A 26273-nucleotide genomic window follows, 5' to 3' on the forward strand; every position below is an offset into this window, starting at 1 on the left:
TTAGCGAGCACGGCCGCGCCCGGGCAACGTGACGATGATCGCGTCCGGGCGCCGTGCCGAAGATCCTTGAGGACCGGTCCTCCGCGCCTGCTCCTACACTTGCGCCAGCTGAACGGAGGCCCCGACATGCCGAACGCCCACTTCCCCCCGCGCATGCTGCCGCCCGGCAGCCCGTCGGAGGGCGTCCCTGCGGCGCCCGCGGGCACGATCTTCGTGCTCGGCCCGGAAGGCGGCTACGCGGTCCCGGCACGCAGGTACACGCTCCTGTTCGGGCGCGACCGCGAGGACGTGCACGTCCCGGTCGGCGTCGACGATCCGACCGTCAGCCGCCGCCACGGCGTCTTCACCTGCACCGGTCCGGACGGCGGCTGGTGGCTCACCAACACCGGGCATCTGCCGATCGAGCTGCCCAACGGCGGCCTGATGCTCACCGGCCACCGGCGCGTCGTCGAACCCGGATACACCCCGCTGGTCATCAACTCCTCCAAGCAGCGCTCGCACCTCGTTGAGGTACGCCTGGTCGACGACGACGACCTCCACCCGCGCTCCACGACGAAGGCCTCGACCGTCGACCCGGAGACCGTGTACGAGCTGTCCCCGGCCGAGCGCCTGGTCCTCACCGCGCTCGCCAGGCGCTACCTGGAGGGGCAGGAGCCGTTCCCGCTACCGCTGACGTGGGAGGACACCGCGCAGACCGCGAACGCCTCGCCGTACACGACCAAGGCCTGGAACTTCCGCACCGCCGCGAACACCGTCGAGGAGGTGCGCGAACGCCTGCACCGCCGCGGTGTACGAGGGCTGATGCGCGACGAGGTGGGGGAGCCGGTCGGTTCGACGCTGAGCGTGAACTTGATCCGCGAGCTGATCAAGACGGTGACGCTCAGCGCCGAGGACCTGGAACTGCTTGCCGAGCCGGGGTAGCGGCGTCGGCGGTGTCCTGCTACGCGTCCGGGTCCCAGTCCTTGAGCTGGTCGAAGACCCGGTGGTCGCCTTCCATCTGGAAGGTGTCCACAGGAAGTCGGCCGTAGAAGACCAGGACAGCCTCGGCGGCGGTGGAGCGGGCGATGGCGCCGGCCTTCTCCAAAGTGGCGTCGGATTCGGCGACGCGGGTGGTGTGCGCGCCGTCGGCGTCGAGCCGGAGGCGCCAGGAGCGGCCTTCGGCGACCTGGTGCTCGGCGATGATGGGGTCGTGCGGCCACGGGCTGGTCGTGGTGACGCACGTGAACAGGAAGTCGTCGACGCCGTCGAGCGCCACCTCCTCCGGCAGCGGCTGCGGGTCGCCGGCGGTGAGCTGGGCGTCGTAGGTGTGAACCGCGATCTCCTGCAGCTGGTGCCGGGCGACAGCGCCGCAGGTGTGCGGCGACTCCGGACTGATGTCCCACCACGCCCAGCTGCCGCGGTCCGGGCCGGCCTCCCGCAGCTGTTCCAGCAGCTGCCGCGTCGATTCGGCCGACCAGGCCAGCAGGGCTTCGAGCTCCCGAGGCGCTTCCGGGACGCCGGCGCTGTCCGCGGTGGCCTTGGCCGTGGCGTCAGGTCCCGCGGCGAGGGTGGCGGCCCAGATGTAGCGGTTGTCGCCGAGGTGCTTGACCAGGTCGAACAGCGTCCACTCGGGGCAGGTCGGCACCTGCGCGTCGAGGCTGGGCGCGGCGGCGACCGCGGCGCGGAACGCGGCCGATCGTTCGTCGATCAGTCGCAGCACGTCGTGGAACTCGAGAGTTTTTTGCACCCGCGCTGTCTATCATCGAAGGCCGATGGCTGGAAAACCCTTTTCTGGATCTTCCGCCGAACCCCGCGGAGCAGGCGCCTCCCAGTGACCGTGGAAGTCCGTCTCTGAATAAGTCGCGATTCGATGCAACCCGGCACGGGCTCGAATGCGTGCAGTTCCCGAGGGAACTCAAGGAGGGGACAGGGACTTGGCGACGACGAGCTTCGACGACGTCTACGCCGCGACCGCGCCACGCCTGATCGGCCAGCTGTACCTGGTGACCGGCGATCTCGCCGAAGCCCAGGACTGTGTCCAGGAGGCGTACGCGAGGGCGTGGACGAGGTGGGACAAACTCACCCGGAACGACGGGGATCCGGTCGGGTGGGTGCGGTCCACGGCGTACCGTCTGGCCGTTTCGCGCTGGCGGCACCACACCGCCGGGCTGCGGGCGTTCATGCGGCACGGGGCGCCGGGGGAGATGGCGCCGCCGTCGGCGGACACGATCGCGGTGCGCGACGCGCTGGCCGAGCTGCCCAAAGGGCTGCGGGCCGCGCTGGTCATGTACTACCTCGGCGGGATGCAGGTCGCGGAGGTCGCCACAGCGCTGGATCTGCCGCAGGGCACGGTCAAGGCGCGGCTTTCCCGAGGGCGCGCGGCGATGGCCGTCATGCTGACCGACACCGCGGACTTCGGCGACGGCGCTGTGGAGGCGGCCCATGTCTGAGCAGAAGAGCGAACGGCTCGGCATCGCTGACGCGGTCGAGCGTACCGACTGGACCCGATACGCGGGTCAGGCCTCTGATGTGAAGCGGCGCGGGGAGCGCCGCCGGCACCGGCTCCAGGCCGGTGGCGTTCTCGGCACGGCGTTCGCCGTCGCCGGCGTCGCGGCCGCCGTCCAGGGACTGGGCAGCGGGGTGAAGCACCAGGGGGAGTCGCCGGCGTCGAAGCCCGGTTCCTCCGCGCACGTCACCTCACCACCGTCTTTCAGGCAGCGCAACTCCCCGATCCCGACGTTGTCGGGTCCGCCTTCCGCCTCGGACTACCCTTCGTTCCCGGCGACGCTGCCGACGAAGCCGATCTTCATCGCGGACCCGGGCACGGTCTTGCAGTCGGGCGTGATCGGCGCGGGCTCGGTCTCCGGACACCCGTGGCAGATCTCCTACCGGGTCATTCCGTCCGGTTCGGCGGCGAACAGCGAGCCGCAGGTGACCGAGGTGGACGTCAGCCTGGACGGCAAGGTCGTCACCTTCGGGGGCGGGGAGGGGACCCACGTGGCGTGGGGCGGCTATCAGGCCCTGGACCAGTACCTCCAGAACAGCGGCCTGGTGAATCCGATGGTCCTGGCGATGGGCTCACCGGCGGCGAACGTCACCTCGATCGATCTGCGGTGGAAGGACGGGACGGTCGTCCAGGTCCCGATCCGCACGGTGACCGGGACGCGGCTCGCCTCTTTCGCTTGGAATCCGGCCAATCCGCCGGACGCCCTGGAACAGGTCAGCGCGGCCGGCGTCTCGAAGATCACGATCACCAACGACGGGACGGCGACCTGGGACCACGGACCGCTGCCGGCACCGATCGTCCCGGCCACACCGCCGACGGTCACCACGCCGACCGGCGTGCCCAACCTGTCGCAGACCCCGAAGGTGACGCCACTGTCCTCGGGAATCCTCGGCGAGGGCACGGTCTCGGGCCGCAAGTGGCAGCTCGCTTACGAGATCATCCCCAGCGGGTCGGCGGCGAACGACTCGAACGAGGTCTACTGCACGGACTCGGCCGTTGACGCGACGACAGAGCAGGACGGCTGCACCAGCAGCAAACCGTTCGGCACCGGCAAGGTCAACTTCTCATACATGTTCGGCCATCAACAGCTCCCGCTGGTCATCACCTCCGGCACGGCCGACCCGGGGACGACGTCGATGGGATTGGAGTGGGCTGACGGTTCGAAGGAAGTGAACGCCATGCAGCAGGTCGAGGGCGTGCCCATGGCAGCCGTGGCGTTCGACCCCAACAAACCTCCGTCATATCTGCTGGAGTTCGGGTCCTATGGCGAGTATCGGATCCCCTTGATCGGCAGCATGCGGTACACCTGGACCTTCAACTGGCCTTCGTGAGACGAGGTCAGGGGGACTAGTCGGCCTCCAGTGCCGTCAGCAGGACCCTGATGACGTCGGCCGCCGCCTCCCGCTGCCCGGGTCCGAGCAGCAGGAGGCGGTCGGCGTCGGGCGCGGCGGGGCTTATAGGGCCCGCGAGGTCGGCGAGAAGCACGTCGGTGCCGACGAGCTTCAGCCCCGTGCGGCTTTCCCACGGGGCGTCCGGCGGACCCGGGACCGTTCCGTATTCCACGGTCTGGATGAGGTTTTCGCAGGCTTCCCGGCTCAGTGTGTACGGCGCGCTCGCGCTGAACGCGCGCAACGCCTCGAGGAAGTCGGCGGTCGCCTCCGCCGCGTCGCCGGCGAGCCGGGCACCCAGCAGAACCCTGATCAGGTCCTGGTCGGTGCCCGAGCCGCGGACTGCGCTGTCTGCGTGGAAGCGGCAGCGCATGAGACCCGAGGAGCGGACATCGAGTCCTGAGAAGTCGGCCGCACCGTGGAAGCTGGCGCGTCCCTGCTGACCGCCCGAGGTCAGTGCGAAGCTGATCTCCGAGCCGGCGGCGGACTGCTTGGTGCCGAATGTCGCGTTCGCGAAGGACGTCGTCCCGTAGAACTGCGCGCCGCTGAAGTCTGCGCGGGCCAGGCGACAGCCGGCGGCGTCGAAGTCGATCAACGTGGCGCCGGAGAGCTGGAGGTCGATGTCCTCCCAGAGCGGTTGCCCGGGACGCTGGCGGGTCCGGTCGGTGAGGAGTCGTTGAGCGGCGCGGCGCGTGCGTAACTCAGCGAACTGCGAGGGCGCGAGATCGAAGACGTTCGTGGTCACGTCGAACGACAGGGGGGTGCGCAGATACGCGCACACGGTGTCGGCTATCCGTTCCCTGAGATCGGGCTCCGCGTCTCCGAGTTCGCCGAGGATCCGCAGACCGGCCAGCCGGACTTCCGGATCGGGATCGGCGAGGTGCAGGTGGTACGGCGACAGGGAGGTGTCCAGGACGACCAGCGCGTCGCCGCCGTCATCGAGGTCTGCGACCGTCGTCCAGCCCAGCGGCCAGTCCTGTCCTTCGGGCCACTCCTGTCCCTTTTCCTGGGCGTCCGCGGTCAGCCGCGCGCCGGTCAGGTCCACCGCGGGTTGGATGAGGTGGACCCGACCGCCGAACACGCACCGCTGGAACGACACCGCGCTGCCGAAGCGCGCCTTCCAGAACCACGCCTCCATGGCGAACGTGGCGTCGGTGAACGACACCCCGTGGTTGAAGCGCGTGCCGTCGCCGCCCTCCTCCCACATCTGGTACTCCTCGGTCAGCCCGGCGATCGGCCAGTTCGGATCGTCCTCGTTGAGCTCCTCCCACGCCACGGTGCGCCGGGTCTCGATCTCCTCCCACGCCTCGTCCTCCTCGTCCAGCGCCTCCTCGCCGCGGCCGAACCAGGCGATGTTCTGGAAGCGGACGCGGGAGAAGTCGGCGTTCGCGCGGAACCTGGCGCGCCCGAAATCCGCCGCGCGGTGGAAGCGGGCACCGGCGAAGGAGGCGTCGCCTTCGAAGACCGAGCGCTGGAACAGCGCCTGGTCGGCGAAGCGCGTCCCGGCGAAGACCGAGTCGCCGTACAAGTGGGTGTCGGTGAGGCTGACGGCGCCGAGACGGCAGTCGCCGAAGTCGACGTCGGGGAGGATCGCGCCGTCCAGGTTCAGATCGAGGCAGTACTCGCAGTCGAAGGCGCAGGAGCCGTCCGCACCGAGCCGGGGAGCGTCAGGATGCTGACGTGCCAGGGCTGCGAGCAGTGCGACGGCCTGCTGCCCGGCGGGCGCCTGCGCGGCCGGCTCGCGCAGGTAGCGGCACAGGGCGTCGGCGATCGGTTGCCGCTGCTCGGGATGCTCCCCGGCGAGGGCTTCCAACTCTTGGAGGGCGGCGCGATGGGACTCCCCATCGGCGTCGGCCGGTAGGCGACGTGTCAGCCGAGCGTCCATGGACGCACATTACGGATCGCGGGCCGGCAGCGGCGTCCGTAGAAATACCGACACCAAAGCGTCACCAACAGGAACTAGTCGCGCAGTGCGACCGCCAGCTCGTAGACCGCGTCCGTGGACTCGGCCGTGGCGGGGTCGCGCAGGAAGATCTGGCGCGGACCGTCGACGGCCTCTTCGTGGTGGTCGCTGAGCCATTGCCGCAGCGACTCGACGCCGAGCGTGGTCATCATGTTCGCCTTGGGCACGCTGATGAACGCTTCGCGGACGGCGCCCTCCGTGCTCGGCGTCATGTCGGAGTACAGGTCGGCGATGCGGTCGACGTCGGCGGCGTTGACGGGGCAGCAGAATTCGACCTGTCCCTCGCTGTCGTTGCTGATCTCGCTGTGATAGCGCAGGAACGGCCGGCCAGCCTCGCCGTCGGGACGCGGGATGGTCGGGCCGCCGAACAGCATGAACAGCGGGGTCGCGAAGGCGCCGATCTGGTCTGCGGTCAGGGTTTCGCTGGTGCTCAGCAGAGTGCGAGCGGGGATGGTCCGCACGGACACGTCATACATGGTGGTCTCCTTGCCTGTCAGTTGGTTGATGAGGTAGCCGACCAGCTCCTGCTTCGCCTTCCAGCCCTGCTCCTGCCCGGCCCAGTAGGCGGCGAGCTCGCCGGCCACCGCGCCCTCCGGCAGATCGACGATCGCCCGGATGCGCGCCAGCGGCATGTCGAGCTGGCGCAGTTGCCCCACCAGCCGCGCTCGACCGGCTTGGTCCAGCGAGTACCAGCGGTAGCCGCTGTCCGGATCGACGTGCACCGGAGGCAGCAGGTCCAGTTCGTCGTAGAGCCTCAGCGCTTTCGGCGAAAGGCGGGTCAGACGCGCGAACGCGCCGATGCTGAGCAGGTCCATGGTCGTCTCCCTCGTTCCGGGTGGTGATCGCCCGGTGGCCACGACTGTGCCGCCGTCCCCAGGGGGAAGGTCAAGCGCGCGCGGCCGAGGGGGTGAACACAGCGCGCCGCGGCGTGACGTCATCTGACGTCACGCCGCGGCGCGCTAGGTGTTGCCGGGCTCAGCCGCCGAGACTGAACTGCTGTGCGGCGGAGTTGTTGCAGTCGTAGATCTCGAGCAGATCTCCTGCCTTCTCGGTGTTGTTGGGGTCGTCGAGGCAGCGGCCGGACTGCGGGTTGACCAGCGATCCGTTCGCCTGCGTCGTCCAGTTCTGCGATCCGCTGCCGTTGCAGTCGAACAGCTGGACGTGGGTGCCGTTGGCGGTGCCGCCGTTGGTCACGTCGAGGCACTTGCCGAAGACGCGGATCGTGCTGTCGCCTGGGGTGTACCAGCGCTGGGCGTCGCTCTGGTTGCAGCCCCAGAGTTGGACGCTGGTCGCGTAGGACGGATCGGCGTTGGCCACGTCCGCGCACAGCCCGCCGGGTCCCTTGAGCGGTCCGGGCGGGAGCTTCCAGATCTGCGATGCGGCGTCGGTGCAGTCCTGGAGTTGCAGTTGGACCGCGCCGGGGGTGGTGTTGCCACCGGGGACAGTGAGACAGCGTCCTGATTGGGGATTGATCAGTTCGCCGTTGCTCTGCGCCGTCCAGTTCTGCGAGCCGGTGGAATTGCAGTCGTAGAGCTGGATGAGCGTTCCGTTGGCGGTGCCGGCGTTGGCGGCGTCCAGGCACTTGCCGAGGACCTGCAGGGCGCCGCCGGGGGTGTAGGCGACCTGCTGGCCGGCGGTGTGGTTGCAGGTGTACAGCTGCATCGCGGTGCCGTTGGCGGTGGTGCCGCCGCGGGTGTCCAGGCACAGGCCGGCGTCGCCGACGACCTCGCCGGCGGCCGGGTTGGCGGTGGCGCTGCCGGTCAGGCTGATCGTGTGCTGCGTGCCGACGGGCAGCGCGGCGGTGGTCACGGTCGTGGTGCGCTCGTTCGGGTTGTAGGCCCACGCGGTTTCGGGGACCTGCGTGCCGTCGATGGAGACGGCGGTCGGGGCGACGGTGTTGGACAGCCGCAGCGTGTACGAGCGCTGCGTCGCCTCGCCGGTGAAGCTGCCGCTGTCGGCGCCGATGGTCAGCGTGCGGGAGGCGTTGCTCCAGGAGATCGGGGTCGTGGTGGACTGGCCGCTCTGGTAGCCGTTGCCTTCGCCGGCGTCCTGGTAGAGCGGGAACGAGCCGTCGGCGCCGGCGGCGACGGAGAGCGTCACCTGGGTCAGCGGCGAGGAGTTGGCGTCGTTCACGTAGTTGGTGCGGGTCGGCATGATGCCGCCGCTCTTGATCAGGACTGGCATCTGCGACAGCGGGTCGGTGATGGTGACGGTGGTCGGGCCGGTGTAGCTGGTGCCGGTGAAGTAGTCGGTCCAGGTGCCCGGCGGGATCCACGCGCTGACGGAACCGTTTCCGTTGGCGTCGTCGGGAGTGGTGATCGGGGCGACGAGGACGTTGTCGCCGTAGAGGTACTCCTGCTTGAAGGTGTACGCCTCGTTGTTCGAGGGATAGTCGAGATACAGAGGCCTGATGATCGGCACGCCGGTGGTGTGCGCCTGGTCGGCCAGCGTGTAGGTGTACGGGACCAGCGCTTCGCGCAGCCGCAGGAACCGCTCGCTGCTGGCGTCGGCCGCCGCGCCGTAGTTCCACGGCAGCCGGTCGCCGTGGTCGGAGTGCAGGCGATCGACCGGCTGGAAGGTGCCCAGCTGCACCCAGCGCGCGTACATGTCGTCGGCCAGGTGGTTGCCGTGGAAGCTGCCGATGTCGTTGCTGACGTTGGTGATCCCGGCTGCCGCCTCGTCCCCGGCGAACTGCGCCTCCAGCGCCATCATGGCCCAGGTGGCCTCGGTGTCGCCGGTGAACTGCATGGTGTTGCGCCGCTCGGACCACGGGCCGAGGGCGTAGTTGCCGTTGTCGCCGGCCTGCGAGGAGGAGCCGATGCGGCCGAAGGAGAAGCCGCGCAGGCCGCGGGCGGTGCCGTCCTGGGCGTAGGCCTGGTTGATGAAGTTGCCCGGGGCGACGTGCGGGTCGCCGGCCGTGGAGTTGCCGCAGCCGCCGCAGTAGTCCAGCCACCACTCGCGGACGCCCTGCTGCTCGAAGGGCTTGTGCAGGTTGAAGTACGCCGCGAGCTGGTTCGGGTTCGACCAGTCGAACTCGTAGTCGCCGGAGCGCGTGACGTCGGGGGACAGGCCGCCGGCGGTGCTGTTCGCGGCGGCGAACTGCGGGTCGGAGCCGGAGATGGCGGTGTGGATGTTCAAGGACGTCTCAAGGCCCTGTTGTTTAGTCCAGTTCATGAATCCGGTGGGATCTGGGAACAGGGAGGAGTTCCAGTTCCAGCCGTCCCACTGGTTGGGCGCCTTCCAGTCGGTATCGACGACCAGCCAGTCCAGCGGCGTGAACGTGCTGCGGAAGGTCGGCAGCAGCGTGTTCTCGTAGTCCGAGGCGCTGTAGGCGTAGTAGCGCGAATACCAGACGCCGTAAGCCGATTCCGGCAGGAGGTTCGCGCTGCCGGTCAGTGCATTGAGATCGGAAAGACCCTGCTTGTAGTTGGTGCCGTAGCCGAAGAAGTACCCGTCCTGATACGGCTGGCCGCCGTGGGCGGGACGGTCGGTCACGGTGCCGTTCGCGTTCAGCAGCGCCGAGCGCGAGTCGTCCAGCAGGTACCAGCCGTCGCGGTCCAGGATCCCCGGCCGCTCTGTCGCAGTGGCCGGGTTCTGGTTGTCCAGCGAGCCGGACCAGCCGCCGAGGGTGTCGGTGGGGCCGGCGCCGTAGGCGGTGGTCAGCAGCGCGCTGGAGGCGCCGGGCGCGGGGTAGGCGGCGCCGGAGGCGGTGACGGCCAGGCTGTCGAGGTTCACGTTGGCGCTGTCGGAGGCGTTCTGCACGACGGTGACCGTGTTGACGCCGGCCTTCAGCGTGACCGGCACGGATACCGTCGACCACGTGTCCCAGGAACCGGTGACTGGCAGGGAGAGTGTCGGTCCGGACGCACCGTTGACCGTGGTCGACAGGGTGCGGGTGACGTTCTTTCCGTCGCCGCCGGTGGCGTTGGCGTAGCGGACGCTGAGTTGGTAGGTCCCGCTGGACGGAACCGCCGAGACATCCTGCTGGACCGCGCTGTGGACCTGGTTGAAGCCGGCGACGAAGCCGGATCCGGTGTGGTTGGCGTGGTCGTAGGAGGCCGACGCGCCCCAGCTGAGAAGGCCGTCCTCAGCCTCGCACGCCGTGCCGAACGCGCAGTAGGACGGGAACGACGGCGCGGCGGTCGCGCTGGAGCCCGCGACCGTGATCGAGGTGTTCGCCGCGGTGAACGGTCCGCTGCCCTCCTTGTAGCGCAAGGTGATCGAGCTGGTGGTGATGACGCGGTACCCGCCGGAGACCGACGTCGTGTACGAGACCGCGGGGAACGACCGGTTTACAGCGTTGAAAGTCGCGGCATCTTGGAACTGGTTGTCCCCGGCGTACTCCATGCGGATCAACGTCGGGGTGAGGACTTCGAACCGCGCGCTGCCGTCCAGTACGGGGGTCGAGGCGGCGGTCGCATTCGCTTTTCCGCTGCTGGCAGCCGTTGCGGCTGTCGCCGCCGCGGGCGAGTACAGGGCTGTACCCGCCAGCGCGAGAAGGCCGACGGCGGCCGCCAGCCGCGCCGACTTTCGGCGGCGGCGTCGGGCGCCGCGGGGCGGCGGAACGGGGAGGTCTGTGCCGGGAGCGCCTGGTTTCATACCTGCTCAGCTCCATCCGGTGGCTATGACAACGTTGAAGACAACGTTGTAATAGGCATTTAACAGACAGTCAGCCGATGAGCAAGGCCTGAAATCAGGAGGCTGTCTCAGCTGGCGGAAAGGGTGTGCCGGCGCGGCTGTCAACGCCTGAGGTCGGCACGCTGTGACGTCGGCAAGGCACGAATCCGAACCTGAACCCGAACCCGAACCCGAACCCGAACCCGAACCCGAATCCGAATCCGAAGCGGAATCCGGTCAGCGGATGCCCAGCTTGCGGAGGAATCGCAGACCCTTGATCGTCTTGTCGACCTGCTTGGTCCAGTCGGTGTCCGGCGGGTTCGTGAGCACCTGCTTCTTGAGCACGGCGACGTTCTGCACGTCGGTGTACTTCAGCATGCCGGCGTCGCCGTGGCGGCTGCCGACGCCGGAGGCCTTGAAGCCGCCGGAGGTGCTCTTCTTCGAGGCGTAGGAGGCGGCCAGCCCGTCGTTGACGTTGATGTTGCCGGCCTCGATGCGGCGGCCGACGGCTTCGGCGGCGCGGCGGTCGCCGCCCCAGACACTGGCGTTCAGGCCGTATTCGGTGTCGTTGGCCATCGCCACCGCCGCGTCGACCGAGGTGTACGGGTAGATCGCGGTGACCGGGCCGAAGGTCTCCGTCCTGGCCAGCACCATGTCCGGGGTGACGCCGGTCAGGACGGTCGGCTCGAAGAACGCCGGGCCCAGATCGGGGCGCGGCTTGCCGCCGGTCAGCACGGTCGCGCCCTTCGCGACGGCGTCCTCGACGTGCGCCTGCACGCGTTCCCGCTGCGGGACCGAGACCAGCGAGCCCATGTCGGGGGAGAAGTCGTAGGCTCCGGCGACCCGGATCGCTTGGACGGCTTCGACGAAGCGCCGCGTGAACTCGTCCTTGCGGCGCTCGGAGACGTAGATGCGCTCGATGTGCATGCACGCCTGGCCGGTGTTCAGGAACGTGGCGGTCACCGTGCCGGCGATCACCTCGTCGAGGTTCGCGTCGTCCAGGACGATCAACGGGTTCTTGCCGCCGAGTTCGAGGGTGCAGCCGATCAGCTGCTGCCCGGCTTGGGCGCCGATCACCCGGCCGGTCGCGGTCGAGCCGGTGAACATGACGTAGTCGGCGTTCTCGATCAGCGCCGCGCCGATATCAGGGCCCTCACCGCAGACGATCTGCACGAGGCCTGCGGGCATGCCTGCTTCGTAGAGCAAGCCGACGCCATAGGCGACGTTGAGCGTGGATTTGTTGTCCGGCTTCAGCACCACGCCGTTGCCGGCGATCAGCGCGGGCATCGCATCGGACAGGCTGGTCGCGAAGGGGAAGTTCCACGGCGATATCAGCCCTATGACACCTTTGGGAATCCGGACCTCGGTCGAGGTGGACATCAGCGGCACCACGCCGCCGTGCTTGCGCTCCTTGAGGATCCGCGGCGCCGCCTTGATGTAGTGGCTGGTGACCATGAGCACGTCGCAGGTCTCTTCGAAAGCCATCCGCCGCGCCTTGCCGGTCTCGACCTGCATCAGATCGGCGACGATCAGCCCCTGCTCCAACAGCAGCGCGTGGAACCGCTTCATCACCGCGAGCCGCCGCTTGAGCGGCCAGGAGGCCCAGACCGCCTGGGCCGCTCGGGCCGCGGCATAAGCGGTCTGGACGTCGGCCGGGTCGGACTGCGGCAGGTCCACGACCTCCTCGCCGGTGTAGACCTCGGTTACCGGATAGGCGCGACCGCTGGTGGAGACCACCATGCCGGTGAGCTTCGCGAGCAGTTCAGAGGTGACCGAAGGCGGCAGACTCATGGCGGAACTGTAACTCGTTCTAGTTACGATGTCTCCAGCGATGAAGGGCTGTTCTTCTCGGCTGTTCTTCACTGACCGGACGCCCCGCGCGCTGGCTCAGAGCTTCGGGTGGCACGACTGGTCCGCCGCGGCCCTCTGCCACTCGATGACGGGTCCGTTGACGGTGAATCCGGGGGCGGCGGGGTCAACCACGGGCTGCGGGGGAACGGAGACGCTGATCGTCTCGGTGCCCCAGGGCCGGTCGACGCGGACGGCGATCGGGAACGGACCGGCAGGGACGGCGGCGCAGTCGGTGATCCGATAGGCGACCTGCATGATCGCGGTCTGACCCGGGTGCAGATCGAACGGCGGCGGCGTGGCACTAGTGTCCTCGGCCGCCGTCATCCCCTCGGCGTCTCCGGGCCGGACCAGGCTCAGGCCCGGACCGTCCTGGCCGACGCCGGTCACGCGGACGGTGGTCCAGCCGGTGTTCTTCACGGGGATCTCGTGCGTGATGATCCTCGGGTGCACCAGGACCGAGCCCGCCAAGCCGGTGTCCTGGTCGAAGGCGACCTGCGCCCGGACGATGCCGGAGCGGTCGGTCGCGAAGCCTGCCGCCAGGACGGCCACGACCGCCGCGGCAACGGCCACGGCGCGCCTGCGCTGGCTGCGGTTCAGGGCTCCGGCGTGCGGGTCGAGCTGCTGCCAGACGTCGTCGCTCACCCACTGCTGCTTCATGTCCGCCCCCTGTGACGCCGCCGGCCGAGCCTGTCTCGGCGTGGACAATGTAGCAATGTCTCGCTACATTGACCAGCATGTCCTCGTCCTTGTCCGTGTCCCCCTTGCTCGTGATCTTCGGCCTGAGCGTGGTCGTCCTGCTCGTGGCGACGGCGAACGCCGCGGTCGGCATCGTTCCGCGCCGCCGGGTCGAGGAGTTCGCGCGCCTGCACTCGCTGCGGGTGACGCCCGGCAACGGGAACCAGATCATCGCCTACCGGGCGACCACCCGGAGGTGGCGAGCCGCCGGGTTCACGCTCGGCGTGCTGGCTCCGGCCGCCCTCACCCGGTCCTTCTTCGTCGGCTTCGAGTGGGCGCTGGCGGGCTGGTTCGCCGGTGCGGCGGTGGCCGAACTCCGGGTCGCGCACCTGGATCGCGGTCCGCGGGCGTCGGCTTCGTTGGTGTCGCGTCAGAGCACTGATTACCTGCCGTGGGCCGGGCGCTGGGCCGTGCCGGCCTCGATGGTCTTGTGTCTTCTGACAGCTGCGATCTGTGGTGCGCGGCACGGCGCCCACCCCGAAGGCAATCTCGGCGCCGCGGCCCTGTGCACGGTGGTCGGGCTCGGGGTCGGCGCGGTCGCGCTGGCGGCGATGCGGTACGTCCTGCGCCGTCCGCAGCCGCTGGCCGAGCCGGACCGGATGGCCGCGGACGACGCGATCCGGTCGCGGTCGCTGCACGTCTTGGCGGCGGCGGGGATGGTGCTGGTCGGCTCGTGCGTCGAAGCGCAGCTCGACGCGGCGGACATCATGCAGCACAACCACGTTACGGGTATCACAGAGGTCTTGTTCGCCATCGCTTTCCCGATCACCGGGCGGATTCTGGCCTATTGGCCGGCGACCTCGTCCGGCTCGGAAGCCGCATGATCGTCGAGCTCGACGACACCAGCCCGGTCCCGCCGTACGAGCAGATCCGGGCCCAGGTGGCGGCGATGATCGGCTCCGGCGCGCTGCCCCCGGGCACCCGCCTGCCGCCGATCCGCCAGCTCGCCGGCGATCTGGGCTTGGCGGTGAACACCGTCGCCCGCGCCTACCGCGAACTGGAGGCCGGGAAGCTGGTCGCCAGCCGCGTGCGCACCGGCACGGTCGTCGCACCGCGCACGCCGCACGCACCCGACGACCGCACCGCCGCCGACACCCGCCGCCTCCTGACCGAGGCGGTGCGCTCCTTCGCGGCCACCACGCGGCGCCTCGGCATCGCCGACCACGACGCGCTCGCCGCGATCACGGCGGAGCTGCGGGGCGAGGCGTCCGGGTCCTGACATGTGAGCGTCGGCCGGAACGAGCGGTAGGTGCCATTCCTCTATTGCGCCGGATATCAGCCGATGTCCGGAACCTTCGGATCAACGGCGATCCGTGCCGTAGTGCCACGCTCTCTTGCGCGGCCACGAGTCGCTCACTAGCTTCGCGGTTGCGTCGACGCAAGTAAGAACTCTGATTCACTCGGATCTGGCGAATCGAAGGAGCTCGCGTGGGAACGACGAACACCCGCATGCGTCGCAGACTCAGGATCGTGATATCCCTGGTGGCGACCGTGCTGACCGGCGCTGCTTTCGGCATCACCCCTGCCGCCGCCGGCGCCACCAACGCCGCCGCAGCCACCACCGCCGCCTCGCACGCGGCGCCGACCAAGCGCCTGTGCTCCGTGGCCGCGGCGCCGGGGCAGATGGCCTGCCTCGCCTTGGTGCGCACCGATGTCGCCGGTGTGCGCGCCGACGCGCTCAGTCCCGCGGCCACGCCCGCCGGGTATGGTCCCGGCGATCTGCGCTCGGCCTACAAGCTGACCGGCAACGGCAGCGCCAGCGAGACCGTCGCGATCGTCGACGCCTACGACGATCCCAACGCCGAGAGCGACCTGGCCGCCTACCGCAGCCAGTACGGTCTGGGCGCCTGCACCACGGCGAACGGCTGCTTCCGCAAGGTCAACCAGAGCGGCGGTACCAGCTATCCGGCGCCGAACGCCGGGTGGGCCGGGGAGATCTCGCTGGACCTGGACATGGTCTCCGCCATCGCGCCCGGCGCGCACATCCTGCTGGTCGAGGCGAACACCGCGAGCATCGGCGACCTCGGCACGTCGGTGAACGAGGCCGTCGCGCTCGGGGCGAAGTTCGTGTCCAACAGCTACGGCGGCGGTGAGTCCGCCGGCGACACGTCTTACGACGCCGCCTACTTCCACCACCCCGGCGTCGCGATCACCGTGTCCTCCGGTGACGGTTCCTACGGCGTGGAGTACCCGGCCGCCTCGCAGTACGTCACGGCGGTCGGCGGCACATCGCTGACCACCTCGTCCAACGCGCGCGGCTGGAGCGAGACCGCTTGGTCCGGAGCCGGCTCCGGCTGCTCCGTCTACGACCCGAAGCCCGCGTGGCAGACCGATACCGGCTGCCCGCGCCGCACCGTCGCCGACGTCTCCGCCGTCGCCGACCCGGCCACCGGCGTCGCCGCCTACGACACCTACGGCCAGTCCGGCTGGCTCGTCTTCGGCGGGACCTCGGTCTCCTCGCCGATCATCGCCTCGGTCTACGCGCTCGCGGGCGTCCCGGGTACCGCGGACCTCCCCGCCAAGTACCCGTATCAGCACACGTATGCGCTGTTCGACGTCACCAGCGGCTCCAACGGCAGCTGCTCGCCGGCGTACCTGTGCACCGCCGGACCCGGCTACGACGGACCGACCGGCTTCGGCACGCCCAACAGCTTCGCGGCGTTCGCGCCGACCTCCACCGCCTCGGTCGTGGCGCTGCACGCGCACGCCAACGGCGACTACGTCACCGCCGACGCCGCCGGCGCCGCTCCGCTGATCGCCAACCAGACCGCGGTCGGTCCGGCGCAGCAGTTCGACCTCATCAGCAATCCGGACGGCAGCGTGAGCCTGCGCGCCCACGCCAACGCCGAGGTCGTCACCGCCGACAACGGGGGCGCTTCACCGCTGATCAACAACCGCACCGCGATCGGGCCCTGGGAGGAATTCGATCTCGTCCACAACGCCGACGGCAGCGTCAGCTTCCGGTCGCACGCCAACGGCGACATCGTCAGCGCTGACAACGGCGGCGCCTCACCGTTGATCGCCAACCGGACCGCGATCGGTCCCTGGGAGTCCTTCGACCTGGTCGCTCCGTCCAGCCTGCCAGTCGTCAGCCTGCGCGCCCACGCCAACAGCGACTTCGTGACCGCCGACAACGCCGGTGCTTCACCGCTGATCGCCAACCGCACGGCGATCGGTCCATGGGAGTCCTTCGACCTCTCCAACAACGCCGACGGCAGCATCAGCTTCCGCGCGCACGCGAACAACGACTTCGTCACCGCCGACAACGGCGGCGCGTCGCCGCTGATCGCCAACCGCACCGCCATCGGCCAGTGGGAGTCGTTCGACGCCGTCTACAACGCCGACGGCAGCGTGAGCCTACGCGCGCACGCCAACGGCGAGATCGTCACGGCGGACAACGGCGGCGCCGCACCGCTGATCGCGAACCGCTTCACGATCGGCCAGTGGGAGTCCTTCGACCTGATCTACGACAGCTGACGGTCCTCTAGCCTGGGAACAGCGGCGCTGCGGGATCTGACGGTCCCGCGGCCCGCTGGCGTGTTCCCTGCCGCGTCCGTGGAGGCTGGCCGAAAGGCCATCGTGCCGAAGGACATCGACGCTCTGGTGGCGCTGAATCGCGATCCCGGTCTCCTGCTTGACGATCGGCACGTCGTCCAGTGCCTGCCGACGGATGACAGCTTGGATCTGCTCGCGGACATCCCGAACGGCTACTTCACCGACGATTGGTCCCCGTTCGATGGATGAGCTTGTCACGGTGCTGCGAGATTCTCGCGTGCTCGTGCTCGGGTACGCGGAGGACTTCGCAGAGCTCGGGGATTAGCCGACGACTCTGGCCGACCATCGCCGACGGCGCTACGGTGCCCCATGGCCGCGTCGGGTGAAGTTGGCCAGACAACTAGGTATTGGCTATACAACTTTGATCCGTTCACCGGGTACGGAAGTCCCGGCAACTTCACGTCTCCATATTCGTGAGGCGGCCTCACCTGCTGAACGGAAAGGATCCCGTATGACTGCTCGACTCCCTCACCGCGCTGCCAGACGCAGCCGAACCGTCCTGCTCGCCTCCACTGCCACGCTCGCCTTGGCGGCCGGCGTCTTGTCTGTGACCACCGCTCGTCCCGCGCACGCGACGAGCGCGACCGCGCCTGCGGCCGTGACCGCCAAGGCGGCTGCGACCAGTGGCAACCTGCTGGTCGACGCCGGAGCCGAGAGCGCGGCGCAGTGCTCGTCCAACGGCTTGGACGCCATGACGATGCCGGGGTGGACGATCGTCACCGGCGATCCGAACGCCGTGTGTTACGGCGCCTCGGGCTATCCCGATGCGAACACGCCGGGCTCGTCCGCGCGCGGGAAGCAGTTCTTTGCCGGCGGGGGGACCGGGAACGGTGACCTGGCGCAGACCGTGAACGTGTCCTCGGCCGCTTCGGCGATCGACGCCGGGGGAGTGCCCTTCAACCTGTCCGGGTGGCTCGGCGGGTACGCCGGTCAGAACGACCGCGTCGGCATGACCGCGACGTTCCTCAACGCGGCCGGCTCCTCGGTCGGCACCGCGACCGTCGCGCCGGTGACCAGCACCGATCGGGGCAGCGCCACCAAGTTCCTGCAGCGCTCGGCGACCGGGACGCTGCCGGCGGGGACTCGCTCGATCAAGGTGGACCTGGGCTTCACCTGGACCGCCGGCGACACCACCGACGGCTACGCCGACGACGTGTCGCTGACCGTCGGGGCGAACGTGCCGACGGCGCCGCTGACCGCGCCGACGTCCTCCGTGCCGGGCTTCGACCACGTTTTCGTGGTCTACATGGAGAACGAGGACTACTCCGGCATCATCGGCAACACGTCGCAGGCTCCATACATCAATAGTCTGCTGTCGCAGGGTACGTCGCTGAGCCAGTCCTACGCGATCACGCATCCGTCGGACCCCAACTACGTCGCGCTCGCCGGCGGCGGTCTGTACGGCCTGCACGACAACAGCATCGGCACCACCACGATCAACGCTCCGCACGTCGGCAACAGCACCGAGGCGGTCGGCAAGACGTGGAAGACGTACGTCGAGAACGAGAACGGGAACTGCGACTACACCTCGCACGGCTACTACGCCCCGGACGACGTGCCGTTCGCATTCTTCCAGGACTTCAAGGCCGATGAGTCGCCGACCGGCTACTGCGGGCAGCACGATCAGCCGCTCACCCAGATGACCGCCGACCTGCGCTCGGCCGCGACCACCCCGAACTTCGTGTGGTTCGAGCCGGACGACTGCGACGACATGGAGTCCTGCGGCGTCACGGCCGGCGACACCTGGCTCAAGACGACGCTGCCGAGCATCTTCAACTCCCCGGCGTGGACGCAGCAGAAGTCGTTGCTGATCCTCACCTGGGACGAGGGCGCGACCAAGGCTTACGGCCCGAACTATTCCAACCGCATCCCGACCCTGCTGCTGGGTTCGCAGAACACGGTGAAGGCCGGCTACACCAGCTCGCAGCGCACCGACCAGTACGGGTTGCTGCGCACCGTGGACAAGGCGCTGGGCTTGGCGTCGCTGACCAACAACGACGCTTACGCGGCGACGGTGAACGACGCCTGGGGTCAGACGACCACCAACAGCCCGACGCTGACGACCTCGACGCCGAGTGTGGCGAACGGTTCGTCGGTCACGTTCTCCTACTCGACGCCGCCGGCCGCGAACAGCGCGAAGAACTGGATCGGGATCTACAAGTCGGGCGACACCCCCGGCAGCCAGGCTTCCACCGCTTGGCAGTACACGCCCGGGACCAGTGGCAGTGCGACGTTCACGGCGAACTATGGCGCGGGGACCTACAAGGTCTACTACTTCAGCAATGACGGCTACACGGTTCTTGCCGGGCCGATTTCGCTGACGCTGAGGTAAGGCTGACGCTGAGGTAAAGCGCGTGCGGTACTGGACCGGTCCGGCTCGGAGACGAGTTCGGGCCGGTCCGGCGCGTTATCGGGGGCGGGATCAGGGAAGCTTGGGGCGTGAAGGAAGATTCCGAGAACGCTGGGTCGGTCGCGCCGGTCGCGCCGGTCGCCCCGGCCGGCTACCGGCGCTCCGCCGGGACGCCTCGTGCCCAGGCGCGGCGCCGTGACCTGCTCGACGCCGTCACCGACGACCTCGCCGCGCACGGCTTGGTCGACTTCTCGTTGCGGCGCGCGGCCAAGGCGGCGGGCACGACGCACAAGGTGCTGCTCTATCACTTCGAGGGCGCCGAGGATCTGTTGCGGGAGGCGGTCGAGCTGCTGCGGGAGCGGCGGTTGACGTCGTCTATGGCGGCGGCGTTCGCGCCGGATCAGGAGCAGACGCTGGCCGGGCGGGTGCGCGCGGTGTGGCCGGTGCTGACCGGCTCCGGGGAGGGGCAGCGGGCGCTGGACCAGGCGTTGGGGCTGGCGATGTACGACCCGGGGCGGCATGCGGCGCTCGCGGTCGACGCCGCGGGGCACTTTCTGCCGGCGCTGCGCGACATGTGTCCGCCGCAGTGGAGTGAGCGGCGTAAGGACGAGGTCGCTGAGCTGGTGTTCGCTGCGCTGCGGGGATTTTTGGTGCAGCGGCGTACCGGCGGCTCGGAGGGTGGCGGTGGCAGCGACGGCGGTGGCGACGGCAACGGTGTCGGCGACGGCGACGAGCCCGGGTTCGCCGCGCTGCTGCGGATGCTGGAGCACGAGGAAGCCGCCGGCTGAGCGCGGGATGCCTGGTGGGCTGCGCCGGGCTCGGGTGGGCACACTTGCGAACCATGTGGTTCACTTTACAGAAGAGGTGCAGCGCCCGGCGGCAGGAGGTACCACCCATGAATGAGATCGAGCTCTCCGCAGGAGTCATCGAGTACGAGGACCGCGGCGGCCCGGGTCCCACGGTCGTCTTGCTGCACGGGCTGCTCATGGACGAGACGCTGTGGACCGCGGTCGTCGACGAGCTGGCGCCGCGGTTCCGTTGCGTGGTCCCGGTTCTGCCACTGGGAGCGCACCGCAAGGCGATGAGCCCGGAAGCGGACCTGTCACCCCTCGGAATCGCGGCGCTGGTCGCCGAGTTCCTGGACGCCCTCGACCTGCGCGACGTCACGCTGGTCGGCAACGACACCGGCGGCATGCTCGTGCAGCTGCTGATGGCCGACGGAAGCAGGGAGCGGATCGCCGGCGCGGTCCTGGTCTCGTGCGACGCATTCGACAACTTCCCGCCCGGCCTCACCGGCCGCACCCTGTTCCTCACCGGCAAGCTCTCGCCGGCGCTGTTCGGCATGTTCATGCAGCAGATGCGCCTGAAGCCCGCACGCCGCATGCCGCTGTCCTTCGGCTGGCTGACCAAGCGCGGCGACGCGACCGTCAAGCGCTGGCTGCGTCCCATCTGGCGCCAGCCGGAGATCCGCCGCGACACCGTCCGCGTCCTGCGCACCGCCGCAGCCGACCCGCACATCCTCACCGCCGCCGCCGAGAAGCTGCCGAGCTTCGACCGCCCGACCCTGGTGGTGTGGGCACAAAACGATCGCGTGATGCCGCCGGAACACGGCCGCCGCCTCGCCGACCTCCTCCCCGCCGCCCGCCTGGTCGAGATCGGGGACACCTACACCCTGATCCCCCTCGACCAGCCGACCCGCCTCGCGACGGAGATCCGCAGCTTCGTCGCCGGGGAAGTCAAAGCGGCGCGGGCGCGCCACTAGGTGTGTCAGTAGCCGCGGCTGCGGGTGGGGTCGGACAACCAATCGCTCTCGTCGGAGGCGCCGTCGCCCATGAGCTTGACGCGCCGCGCCGAGCGGGTGAACAGGGCTTCGCACAGTTTCTCCGGAGACAGCCGGGTGGAGGAGTAGCCCGCAAAGGTGAAGGCGTAGCTGCGGTAGGCGATCCCGGCTGCTTGGGCGAAGCGGATGACATCGTCCTGTGCGAAGTAGGGCGCCGGGATCCAGCCGAGTTCGCGTGCCTCGGCATCGAGGAACACGATGCGTTTCAGATGACGGCCCGCGAGACCGACCGTCGCGATGGCGGCCAGGTGCCGCTCGCACTCACCCGTGCCGAACGGCCGCCGCCCCGCGCGCGCGACTTCGGCGGCGTCGAAGTCCGGTATCAGCCCGCCCTCGCGGGGAATCCACGTGCCGGTCCTGAGGGAGCCGGCAATCGTGACGCGCCGGCCGTCCCACTCCATCGCGCCGGACCGCAGCCAGCGATCGATCGGCCTGGTGCCCACCATGGTCTGCTGCTGCTTCCAAGGCGACGGCGCGACGGGAGTCAGGCGCATCCCGCGACGGGACCCGGGACCGCCGCCGGTGCCGTCGAGGGCACCGTCCACAGCCTTCACCCGGGTCACCTTCACCTCGGGTATCTGCAATGCCCAGCCGGCCCGCTTCGGCGCCTCGGCGTCGAGCCGTTGGTGCCGCAGCCGGAGCCGGACGTCGGGCGCCAGGAACGGCCAAAGGAGAGTGGTCGTCAGTTTCGACATCAGATCAGGGATCTTACTCCGCTAACGCAAAATTCCCAGCTCAGGAACCTGAGCCGGGACTTGCTACGGGTGCGCCGCCAGGGACTTGAACCCCGAACCCGCGGATTAAGAGTCCGCTGCTCTGCCTATTGAGCTAGCGGCGCTTGATCTTGCTGGTGTCGCGTTGACGGGTGAAACATTAGCAGATCTCCGGAGGCGTTGTTGACCACCTGGCGGGGGTGCGCGGCGGGTGGTTTCGGCGGCTCTGGGGGTGCTCAGGGGGGCTCGGCGGGGTTCGGGGCGGGTGTCAGGCCTTGGCGCGGAAGCAGCCGGTCAGGTGGTCGTCGACCATGCCGGTGGCCTGCATCAGGGCGTAGGCGGAGGTGGGGCCGATGAACTTCACGCCGGCCTTCTTCAGGGCTTTGGCCATGGCCTTGGATTCGGGGGTTTCGGTGGGGGTTTGGCCGAAGGATGTGGGGCGGCGGTGGGTGGGTGGGGCGAAGTTCCAGAGGTAGGCGTCGAGGCCTTCGGGGAAGTCGCGGACGATGCGGGCGTTGTGGATCGCGGATTCGATCTTGGCGCGGCTGCGGATGATGCCGGGGTCGGTCAGGAGGAGTTCGACGTCGGCGGGGGTGAGGGCGGCGACGGCGTCGATCTGGAAGTCCTTGAAGGCCTTGCGGAAGGCCTCTCGTTTGCGCAGGACCGTGATCCAGGCCAGGCCGGCTTGGAAGCCCTCCAGGCTCAGGCGCTCGAACATGGCGTCGTCGCCGTGCAGGGTGCGGCCCCACTCCGTGTCGTGGTAGGCCGCGTAGTCGCCGCCGGTGCCGGCCCAGCCGCAGCGGGGGATGCCGTCTTCGCCAGTCACAAGATCTTGCACGTCGCCCATCGTAGGCGCGGGGTCCGACAAGTCCGGGGCGCGCGGGCTCTCACGCCTCCTCGGCGTGCCACTTCACCGCGTGTTCGACCAGGGCGAGCAGGACGGTGACGGTGGAGGTGCGGTCGCGGGCGTCGCAGATCATCACCGGGGTGGAGGACGGGATCGCGAGGGCTTCGCGCAGGGCCTCCTGGCTGTAGCTGCGGGCGCCGTCGAACTGGTTCACCGCCACGACGTGGGGCATGCCGCGGTGCTCGAAGAAGTCGATGGCGGCGAAGGCGTCGGCCAGGCGGCGGACGTCGGCCAGGACCACCGCGCCGACGGCGCCGCGGGCCAACTCCTCCCACAGGAACCAGAAGCGCTCCTGGCCCGGGGTGCCGAACAGGTACAGGATCAGGTCGTCGGCCAGCGTCAGGCGGCCGAAGTCGAAGGCGACCGTGGTCGCCGTCTTGCCCGGCACGCCCACCGTGTCGTCGATACCGCGTCCCACCGAGGTCATCTCGGCCTCGGTGGTCAGCGGCTCGATCTCGGACACCGACCCGACCAGCGTGGTCTTGCCCACGCCGAACCCGCCGGCGACCAGGATCTTGGCCGTTGTCTGCACGATCGTCATCGCCGCCGCCCCAGTCCCCCCGAACATAAAGATCTGGAGAATAGTAGTGGACGACGATGTTCGACAGCATATTGGCAGTCGCGCGGCAGAAGTGTAGAACGTTAGCAGGGCCGCGACACACGGTCGCCGCCCGCGGTTTCGCGCAGCGCAAGGAGGGCCCTCATGCCCGTGCCGATCGACTACAGCGAACGCATCCCCAACAACGTCGGGCTGGCAGGCGACCGGCGTCTGCAGCGGGCTCTGGAGGGCTGGCAGCCCAAATTCCTGGACTGGTGGCGCGATCTCGGGCCGGCGCTGCCGACGAAGGACGTGTATCTGCGTACTGCGGTCGCCGTCGGCCGCGACGGCTGGGCGCACTTCGCACACGTCCCGATGGAGCAGTACCGCTGGGGCATATTCCTGGCCGAACGCGATCCGCGGCGCGTCATCGGCTTCGGACGCCACAAAGGCGAGCCGGCCTGGCAGGAGGTCCCCGGCGAGCACCGCGCCGTGCTCCAGCGTCTGATCGTCATCCAGGGCGACACCGAACCGGCCTCCGTCGAGCAGCAGCGGATCCTCGGTCGGACCGCGCCGAGCCTGTATGACCTGCGCAACCTGTTCCAGGTCAACGTCGAGGAAGGGCGGCATCTGTGGGCGATGGTCTACCTGCTGCACGCCTTCTTCGGCCGCGAGGGACGCGAGGAAGCCGACCAGCTGCTGCTCAGGCACTCCGGCGACCACGACAGCCCGCGGATCCTCGGCGCCTTCAACGAGGCGACCACCGACTGGCTCCAGTTCTTCATGTTCACCTACTTCACCGACCGGGACGGCAAGTACCAGCTCGGCACCCTGAAGGAATCAGGGTTCGACCCCCTGGCCAGAACCTGCGAGTTCATGCTCAAGGAAGAGGCGCACCACATGTTCGTCGGGACGACCGGCGTGCAGCGCGTGGTGGAGCGCACCGCCGAGCAGATGGCCGCGCACGACACCGAAGACGTGCTGCCGTACGGCGCCATACCCTTGCCGATCATCCAGCGTTATCTGAACTTTCAACTTTCCGTATCGTTGGACCTGTTCGGATCGGAGCGGTCGACCAACGCCGGGACGTATTTCAGCGCCGGGGTGAAAGGGCGCTGGCAGGAGACGCGGCGCGACGACGACCACGTTCTGATCGGCGCCGAGCGTCCGATGACAGTGGTCGAAGACGGACGACTGACGGCGAAGGCCGTGCCGCTGCTCAATGCCCTGAATCTCGACCTGCGCGACGAGTACATCGCCGACTGCGCGCGCGGTGTGAAGCGCTGGAACCAGGTGTTGGCGGAAGCAGGTCTCGCGCAGCGGCTGTCGCTGCCGCATGAGGGATTCCATCGCAAGGTCGGCGCCTACGCCGGTCACCACATCAGCCCGGACGGCGAAGTCCTCGACGCCGCGACCTGGCAGGAGCGCTCGAAGGACTGGCTGCCGACGCCCGAGGACCGCGCGGCGGTCGCCTCGCTGATGCAGCCGGAGTACGAGCCGGGCCGCTTCGCCGCCTGGATCGCCCCGCCGCGCACCGGCATCAACGAGCAGCCGGTCGAGTTCGACTACGTGCACCTGGCTGAGGAGGGCATCGGATGACCGGCGGGGAGGTTGATATCGCAACCGATATCGACATCGACTTCGACACCGCGCCGGATCAATATCGGCACTGGACGCTGCAGATCGACGGCGCCGTGGCGACGCTCCGGCTGGCCGTCGCCGAGGACGGCGGGCTGCTGCCGGGGTACGCGTTGAAGCTGAACTCCTACGACCTCGGCGTCGACATCGAGCTCTACGACGCCGTGCAGCGCCTGCGGTTCGAGCATCCCGAGGTCCGCGCCGTGGTGATGACCGGCGGCTTGGAGCGGATGTTCTGCGCCGGGGCGAACATCAGGATGCTGGCTCAGTCCTCGCACGCGTGGAAGGTGAACTTCTGCAAGTTCACCAACGAGACGCGGTGCGGCATCGAGGACGCGACTGCGCACTCCGGACAGACGTGGATCGCCGCCGTCAACGGACCGGCGGCCGGCGGCGGATACGAGCTGGCGTTGGCGTGCGAGCACATCGTGCTGGTCGACGACGGGTCCACGACCGTGTCGTTGCCGGAGGTGGCGTTGCTGGGCGTCCTGCCGGGGACCGGAGGGCTGACGCGGCTGACCGACAAGCGGCACGTTCGGCGCGATCGCGCGGACGTCTTCGCGACCAAGACCGAAGGCTTCCGTGGGGCGACCGCACTGGAGTGGGGACTGGTCGACGCGGTCGCTCCGCCGGCGCGGTTCTCGGCAGAGGTCGCGCGGGTCGCGGACGACGCGGCGCGGCGGTCGCGCCGGGCTCGGGTGGGGATGGGTGTGGGAGTGGGAGTGGCGAGCGCGGTCGGACCTGAGAAGGGCGTCATGCTGACGCCGTTGGCGCGGGTCGTGGACGAGGACTCGCTGACGTATCCGTATCTGGCAGTGGAGATCGATCGGTCTGCGCGGCGTGCGGACTTCACCTTGCTCGGTCCGAGCGACGCGCCGCCCGCCGACGTGCACGCTCAGGGTCCTGATTACTGGCCGCTGGCGCTGACCCGCGCGCTCGACGACGCGATCCTGCGGCTGCGGACGAACGAGCCGGAGATCGGCACGTGGGTAGTGCGGACGCGCGGATCGATCGACGCGGTGGCGGCGTACGACGCGCAGCTGACCACGCTGGCCGACGACTGGTTCGTCAACGAGGTACGGCACTACTACAAGCGGACGCTCAAGCGCTTGGACATGACGAGCCGGAGTCTGGTGGCGGTCATCGATCCGGGGAGCTGCTTCGTCGGACTGCTGCTGGAAACGGCGCTCGCTGCGGACCGGCAGTACATGCTCGATGGCGTGTATGAGGATGTTGATCCAGACGCCGCGCCCGCAGCTTTGGTGGTGACGGCTTCGAATCTGGCGGCGTGGCCGATGGCGAACGGTCTGAGCCGCCTGGCGACGCGCTTTTCAGGGCACGAAGGCGGGCTGGAAGCGGCGGCGCATGTGGGGGAACGGCTGAACGCCGACGCGGCGGTGGAGTTCGGTCTGGTCACCTATGCGCTCGACGATCTGGACTTCGAGGACGAGCTCCGTCTGGCGCTGCAGGAGCGGGCGGCGCTGTCGCCGGATGCGTTGACCGGTATGGAGGCGAACCTGCGCTTCCCCGGACCGGAGACGATGGAGACGAAGATCTTCGGTCGGCTGACCGCGTGGCAGAACTGGGTGTTCGTGCGGCCGAACGCTTCGGGTGCGGACGGTGCGCTGTCGCGGTACGGATCGGGAGTCGTGGCGGAGTTCGATCATCGGCGGGTGTGACTGAGCGCTGTTAT

21 protein-coding genes and 1 tRNA gene are annotated in these 26273 nt (G+C 69.1%); 12 read left to right on the plus strand and 10 right to left on the minus strand.

Annotated elements, in window-relative coordinates; translation table 11 throughout:
- Positions 1-126: 126 nt before the first annotated feature.
- Positions 127-921, plus strand: a complete 795-nt coding sequence (locus CACI_RS09890) for an FHA domain-containing protein (RefSeq protein WP_012786201.1) — start codon at positions 127-129, stop codon at positions 919-921.
- 19 nt (positions 922-940) lie between these two features.
- Here CACI_RS09890 and CACI_RS09895 read toward each other — a convergent pair whose 3' ends face one another.
- Positions 941-1726, minus strand: coding sequence for a maleylpyruvate isomerase N-terminal domain-containing protein (locus CACI_RS09895; protein ID WP_012786202.1), 786 nt, complete (start codon positions 1724-1726; stop codon positions 941-943).
- Between the two features lie 145 nt (positions 1727-1871).
- On the opposite strand from CACI_RS09895, the gene CACI_RS09900 reads away from it, so the two are divergent.
- Positions 1872-2429 carry a SigE family RNA polymerase sigma factor gene (locus tag CACI_RS09900; RefSeq protein ID WP_049871531.1) on the plus strand — a complete coding sequence of 186 codons (558 nt, stop codon included), beginning with the start codon at positions 1872-1874 and terminating at the stop codon, positions 2427-2429.
- Positions 2422-3816, plus strand: coding sequence for a hypothetical protein (locus CACI_RS09905; protein WP_012786204.1), 1395 nt, complete (start codon positions 2422-2424; stop codon positions 3814-3816). Before CACI_RS09900 ends, CACI_RS09905 begins: the two co-directional genes overlap by 8 nt.
- Before the next feature lie 16 nt (positions 3817-3832).
- Here the strand turns inward: CACI_RS09905 and CACI_RS45355 are convergent, their stop codons facing one another.
- The 5 genes from CACI_RS45355 to CACI_RS09930 all read right to left on the minus strand — a co-directional run bounded on the left by CACI_RS45355 (position 3833) and on the right by CACI_RS09930 (position 12961).
- Entirely contained in the window at positions 3833-5758 is a 1926-nt protein-coding gene (locus CACI_RS45355; protein ID WP_012786205.1) for a pentapeptide repeat-containing protein, read from the minus strand.
- Positions 5759-5832: 74 nt separating this feature from the next.
- Positions 5833-6651 carry a MerR family transcriptional regulator gene (locus tag CACI_RS09915; RefSeq protein ID WP_012786206.1) on the minus strand — a complete coding sequence of 273 codons (819 nt, stop codon included), beginning with the start codon at positions 6649-6651 and terminating at the stop codon, positions 5833-5835.
- 160 nt (positions 6652-6811) lie between these two features.
- A complete protein-coding gene (locus CACI_RS09920; RefSeq protein WP_012786207.1) occupies positions 6812-10435 on the minus strand; it encodes a ricin-type beta-trefoil lectin domain protein in 3624 nt (1207 codons plus the stop codon).
- A 255-nt stretch (positions 10436-10690) separates the two neighbouring features.
- Entirely contained in the window at positions 10691-12244 is a 1554-nt protein-coding gene (locus CACI_RS09925) for a succinic semialdehyde dehydrogenase (RefSeq protein WP_012786208.1), read from the minus strand.
- Between the two features lie 96 nt (positions 12245-12340).
- Positions 12341-12961: a hypothetical protein gene (locus tag CACI_RS09930; protein WP_012786209.1), complete on the minus strand. Its 621-nt coding sequence runs from the start codon at positions 12959-12961 to the stop codon at positions 12341-12343.
- A gap of 77 nt (positions 12962-13038) precedes the next feature.
- Between CACI_RS09930 and CACI_RS09935 the strand changes: the two genes are divergently transcribed.
- The 7 genes from CACI_RS09935 (at position 13039) to CACI_RS09970 (ending at position 20706) form a co-directional block, all read left to right on the plus strand.
- Entirely contained in the window at positions 13039-13863 is an 825-nt protein-coding gene (locus CACI_RS09935) for a hypothetical protein (protein ID WP_012786210.1), read from the plus strand.
- Positions 13860-14258, plus strand: coding sequence for a GntR family transcriptional regulator (locus CACI_RS09940; RefSeq protein ID WP_012786211.1), 399 nt, complete (start codon positions 13860-13862; stop codon positions 14256-14258). Before CACI_RS09935 ends, CACI_RS09940 begins: the two co-directional genes overlap by 4 nt.
- A gap of 209 nt (positions 14259-14467) precedes the next feature.
- Entirely contained in the window at positions 14468-16516 is a 2049-nt protein-coding gene (locus CACI_RS52195; RefSeq protein WP_012786212.1) for a protease-like protein, read from the plus strand.
- A 102-nt stretch (positions 16517-16618) separates the two neighbouring features.
- Positions 16619-16783 carry a hypothetical protein gene (locus CACI_RS51060; protein WP_012786213.1) on the plus strand — a complete coding sequence of 55 codons (165 nt, stop codon included), beginning with the start codon at positions 16619-16621 and terminating at the stop codon, positions 16781-16783.
- Between the two features lie 262 nt (positions 16784-17045).
- Positions 17046-18926, plus strand: coding sequence for a phosphoesterase (locus CACI_RS45360; protein WP_012786214.1), 1881 nt, complete (start codon positions 17046-17048; stop codon positions 18924-18926).
- Positions 18927-19033: 107 nt separating this feature from the next.
- The gene (locus tag CACI_RS09965; RefSeq protein WP_012786215.1) at positions 19034-19732 is read left to right on the plus strand and encodes a TetR family transcriptional regulator; all 699 of its coding nucleotides are present in this window, start codon (positions 19034-19036) and stop codon (positions 19730-19732) included.
- Between the two features lie 107 nt (positions 19733-19839).
- A complete protein-coding gene (locus CACI_RS09970; protein WP_012786216.1) occupies positions 19840-20706 on the plus strand; it encodes an alpha/beta fold hydrolase in 867 nt (288 codons plus the stop codon).
- Positions 20707-20711: 5 nt separating this feature from the next.
- Here CACI_RS09970 and CACI_RS09975 read toward each other — a convergent pair whose 3' ends face one another.
- The 4 genes from CACI_RS09975 to CACI_RS09990 form a co-directional block, all read right to left on the minus strand.
- Positions 20712-21479: a hypothetical protein gene (locus tag CACI_RS09975; RefSeq protein WP_012786217.1), complete on the minus strand. Its 768-nt coding sequence runs from the start codon at positions 21477-21479 to the stop codon at positions 20712-20714.
- 70 nt (positions 21480-21549) lie between these two features.
- Positions 21550-21622 (minus strand) — tRNA-Lys (locus tag CACI_RS09980).
- Positions 21623-21765: 143 nt separating this feature from the next.
- Complete coding sequence (locus CACI_RS09985; protein ID WP_041541470.1) at positions 21766-22335, minus strand: DNA-3-methyladenine glycosylase I; 570 nt, start codon at positions 22333-22335, stop codon at positions 21766-21768.
- Positions 22336-22384: 49 nt separating this feature from the next.
- Positions 22385-22972, minus strand: a complete 588-nt coding sequence (locus tag CACI_RS09990; RefSeq protein WP_049871534.1) for a GTP-binding protein — start codon at positions 22970-22972, stop codon at positions 22385-22387.
- A 135-nt stretch (positions 22973-23107) separates the two neighbouring features.
- Here CACI_RS09990 and boxB point away from each other — a divergent pair, with 135 nt between their 5' ends.
- Both boxB and boxC read left to right on the plus strand, forming a co-directional pair.
- Positions 23108-24541, plus strand: a complete 1434-nt coding sequence (gene boxB / locus CACI_RS09995) for a benzoyl-CoA 2,3-epoxidase subunit BoxB (RefSeq protein WP_012786220.1) — start codon at positions 23108-23110, stop codon at positions 24539-24541.
- Positions 24538-26259: a 2,3-epoxybenzoyl-CoA dihydrolase gene (boxC, locus tag CACI_RS10000; protein WP_012786221.1), complete on the plus strand. Its 1722-nt coding sequence runs from the start codon at positions 24538-24540 to the stop codon at positions 26257-26259. The genes boxB and boxC overlap by 4 nt, the downstream gene beginning before the upstream one ends.
- The last annotated feature ends 14 nt before the right edge of the window (positions 26260-26273 follow it).

The sequence above is a fragment of the Catenulispora acidiphila DSM 44928 genome (assembly GCF_000024025.1).
In the GTDB taxonomy this organism is placed as follows: domain Bacteria; phylum Actinomycetota; class Actinomycetes; order Streptomycetales; family Catenulisporaceae; genus Catenulispora; species Catenulispora acidiphila.

Coding starts and splice junctions, on each gene's coding strand:
- CACI_RS09890 (WP_012786201.1), top strand. CDS start 127: ATGCCGAACGCCCACTTCCCCCCGCGCATGCTGCCGCCCGGCAGCCCG.
- CACI_RS09900 (WP_049871531.1), top strand. CDS start 1,872: ATGCGTGCAGTTCCCGAGGGAACTCAAGGAGGGGACAGGGACTTGGCG.
- CACI_RS09905 (WP_012786204.1), top strand. CDS start 2,422: ATGTCTGAGCAGAAGAGCGAACGGCTCGGCATCGCTGACGCGGTCGAG.
- CACI_RS45355 (WP_012786205.1), bottom strand. CDS start 5,758: ATGGACGCTCGGCTGACACGTCGCCTACCGGCCGACGCCGATGGGGAG.
- CACI_RS09915 (WP_012786206.1), bottom strand. CDS start 6,651: ATGGACCTGCTCAGCATCGGCGCGTTCGCGCGTCTGACCCGCCTTTCG.
- CACI_RS09920 (WP_012786207.1), bottom strand. CDS start 10,435: ATGAAACCAGGCGCTCCCGGCACAGACCTCCCCGTTCCGCCGCCCCGC.
- CACI_RS09925 (WP_012786208.1), bottom strand. CDS start 12,244: ATGAGTCTGCCGCCTTCGGTCACCTCTGAACTGCTCGCGAAGCTCACC.
- CACI_RS09930 (WP_012786209.1), bottom strand. CDS start 12,961: ATGAAGCAGCAGTGGGTGAGCGACGACGTCTGGCAGCAGCTCGACCCG.
- CACI_RS09935 (WP_012786210.1), top strand. CDS start 13,039: ATGTCCTCGTCCTTGTCCGTGTCCCCCTTGCTCGTGATCTTCGGCCTG.
- CACI_RS09940 (WP_012786211.1), top strand. CDS start 13,860: ATGATCGTCGAGCTCGACGACACCAGCCCGGTCCCGCCGTACGAGCAG.
- CACI_RS45360 (WP_012786214.1), top strand. CDS start 17,046: ATGACTGCTCGACTCCCTCACCGCGCTGCCAGACGCAGCCGAACCGTC.
- CACI_RS09970 (WP_012786216.1), top strand. CDS start 19,840: ATGAATGAGATCGAGCTCTCCGCAGGAGTCATCGAGTACGAGGACCGC.
- CACI_RS09975 (WP_012786217.1), bottom strand. CDS start 21,479: ATGTCGAAACTGACGACCACTCTCCTTTGGCCGTTCCTGGCGCCCGAC.
- CACI_RS09990 (WP_049871534.1), bottom strand. CDS start 22,972: ATGTTCGGGGGGACTGGGGCGGCGGCGATGACGATCGTGCAGACAACG.
- boxB (WP_012786220.1), top strand. CDS start 23,108: ATGCCCGTGCCGATCGACTACAGCGAACGCATCCCCAACAACGTCGGG.
- boxC (WP_012786221.1), top strand. CDS start 24,538: ATGACCGGCGGGGAGGTTGATATCGCAACCGATATCGACATCGACTTC.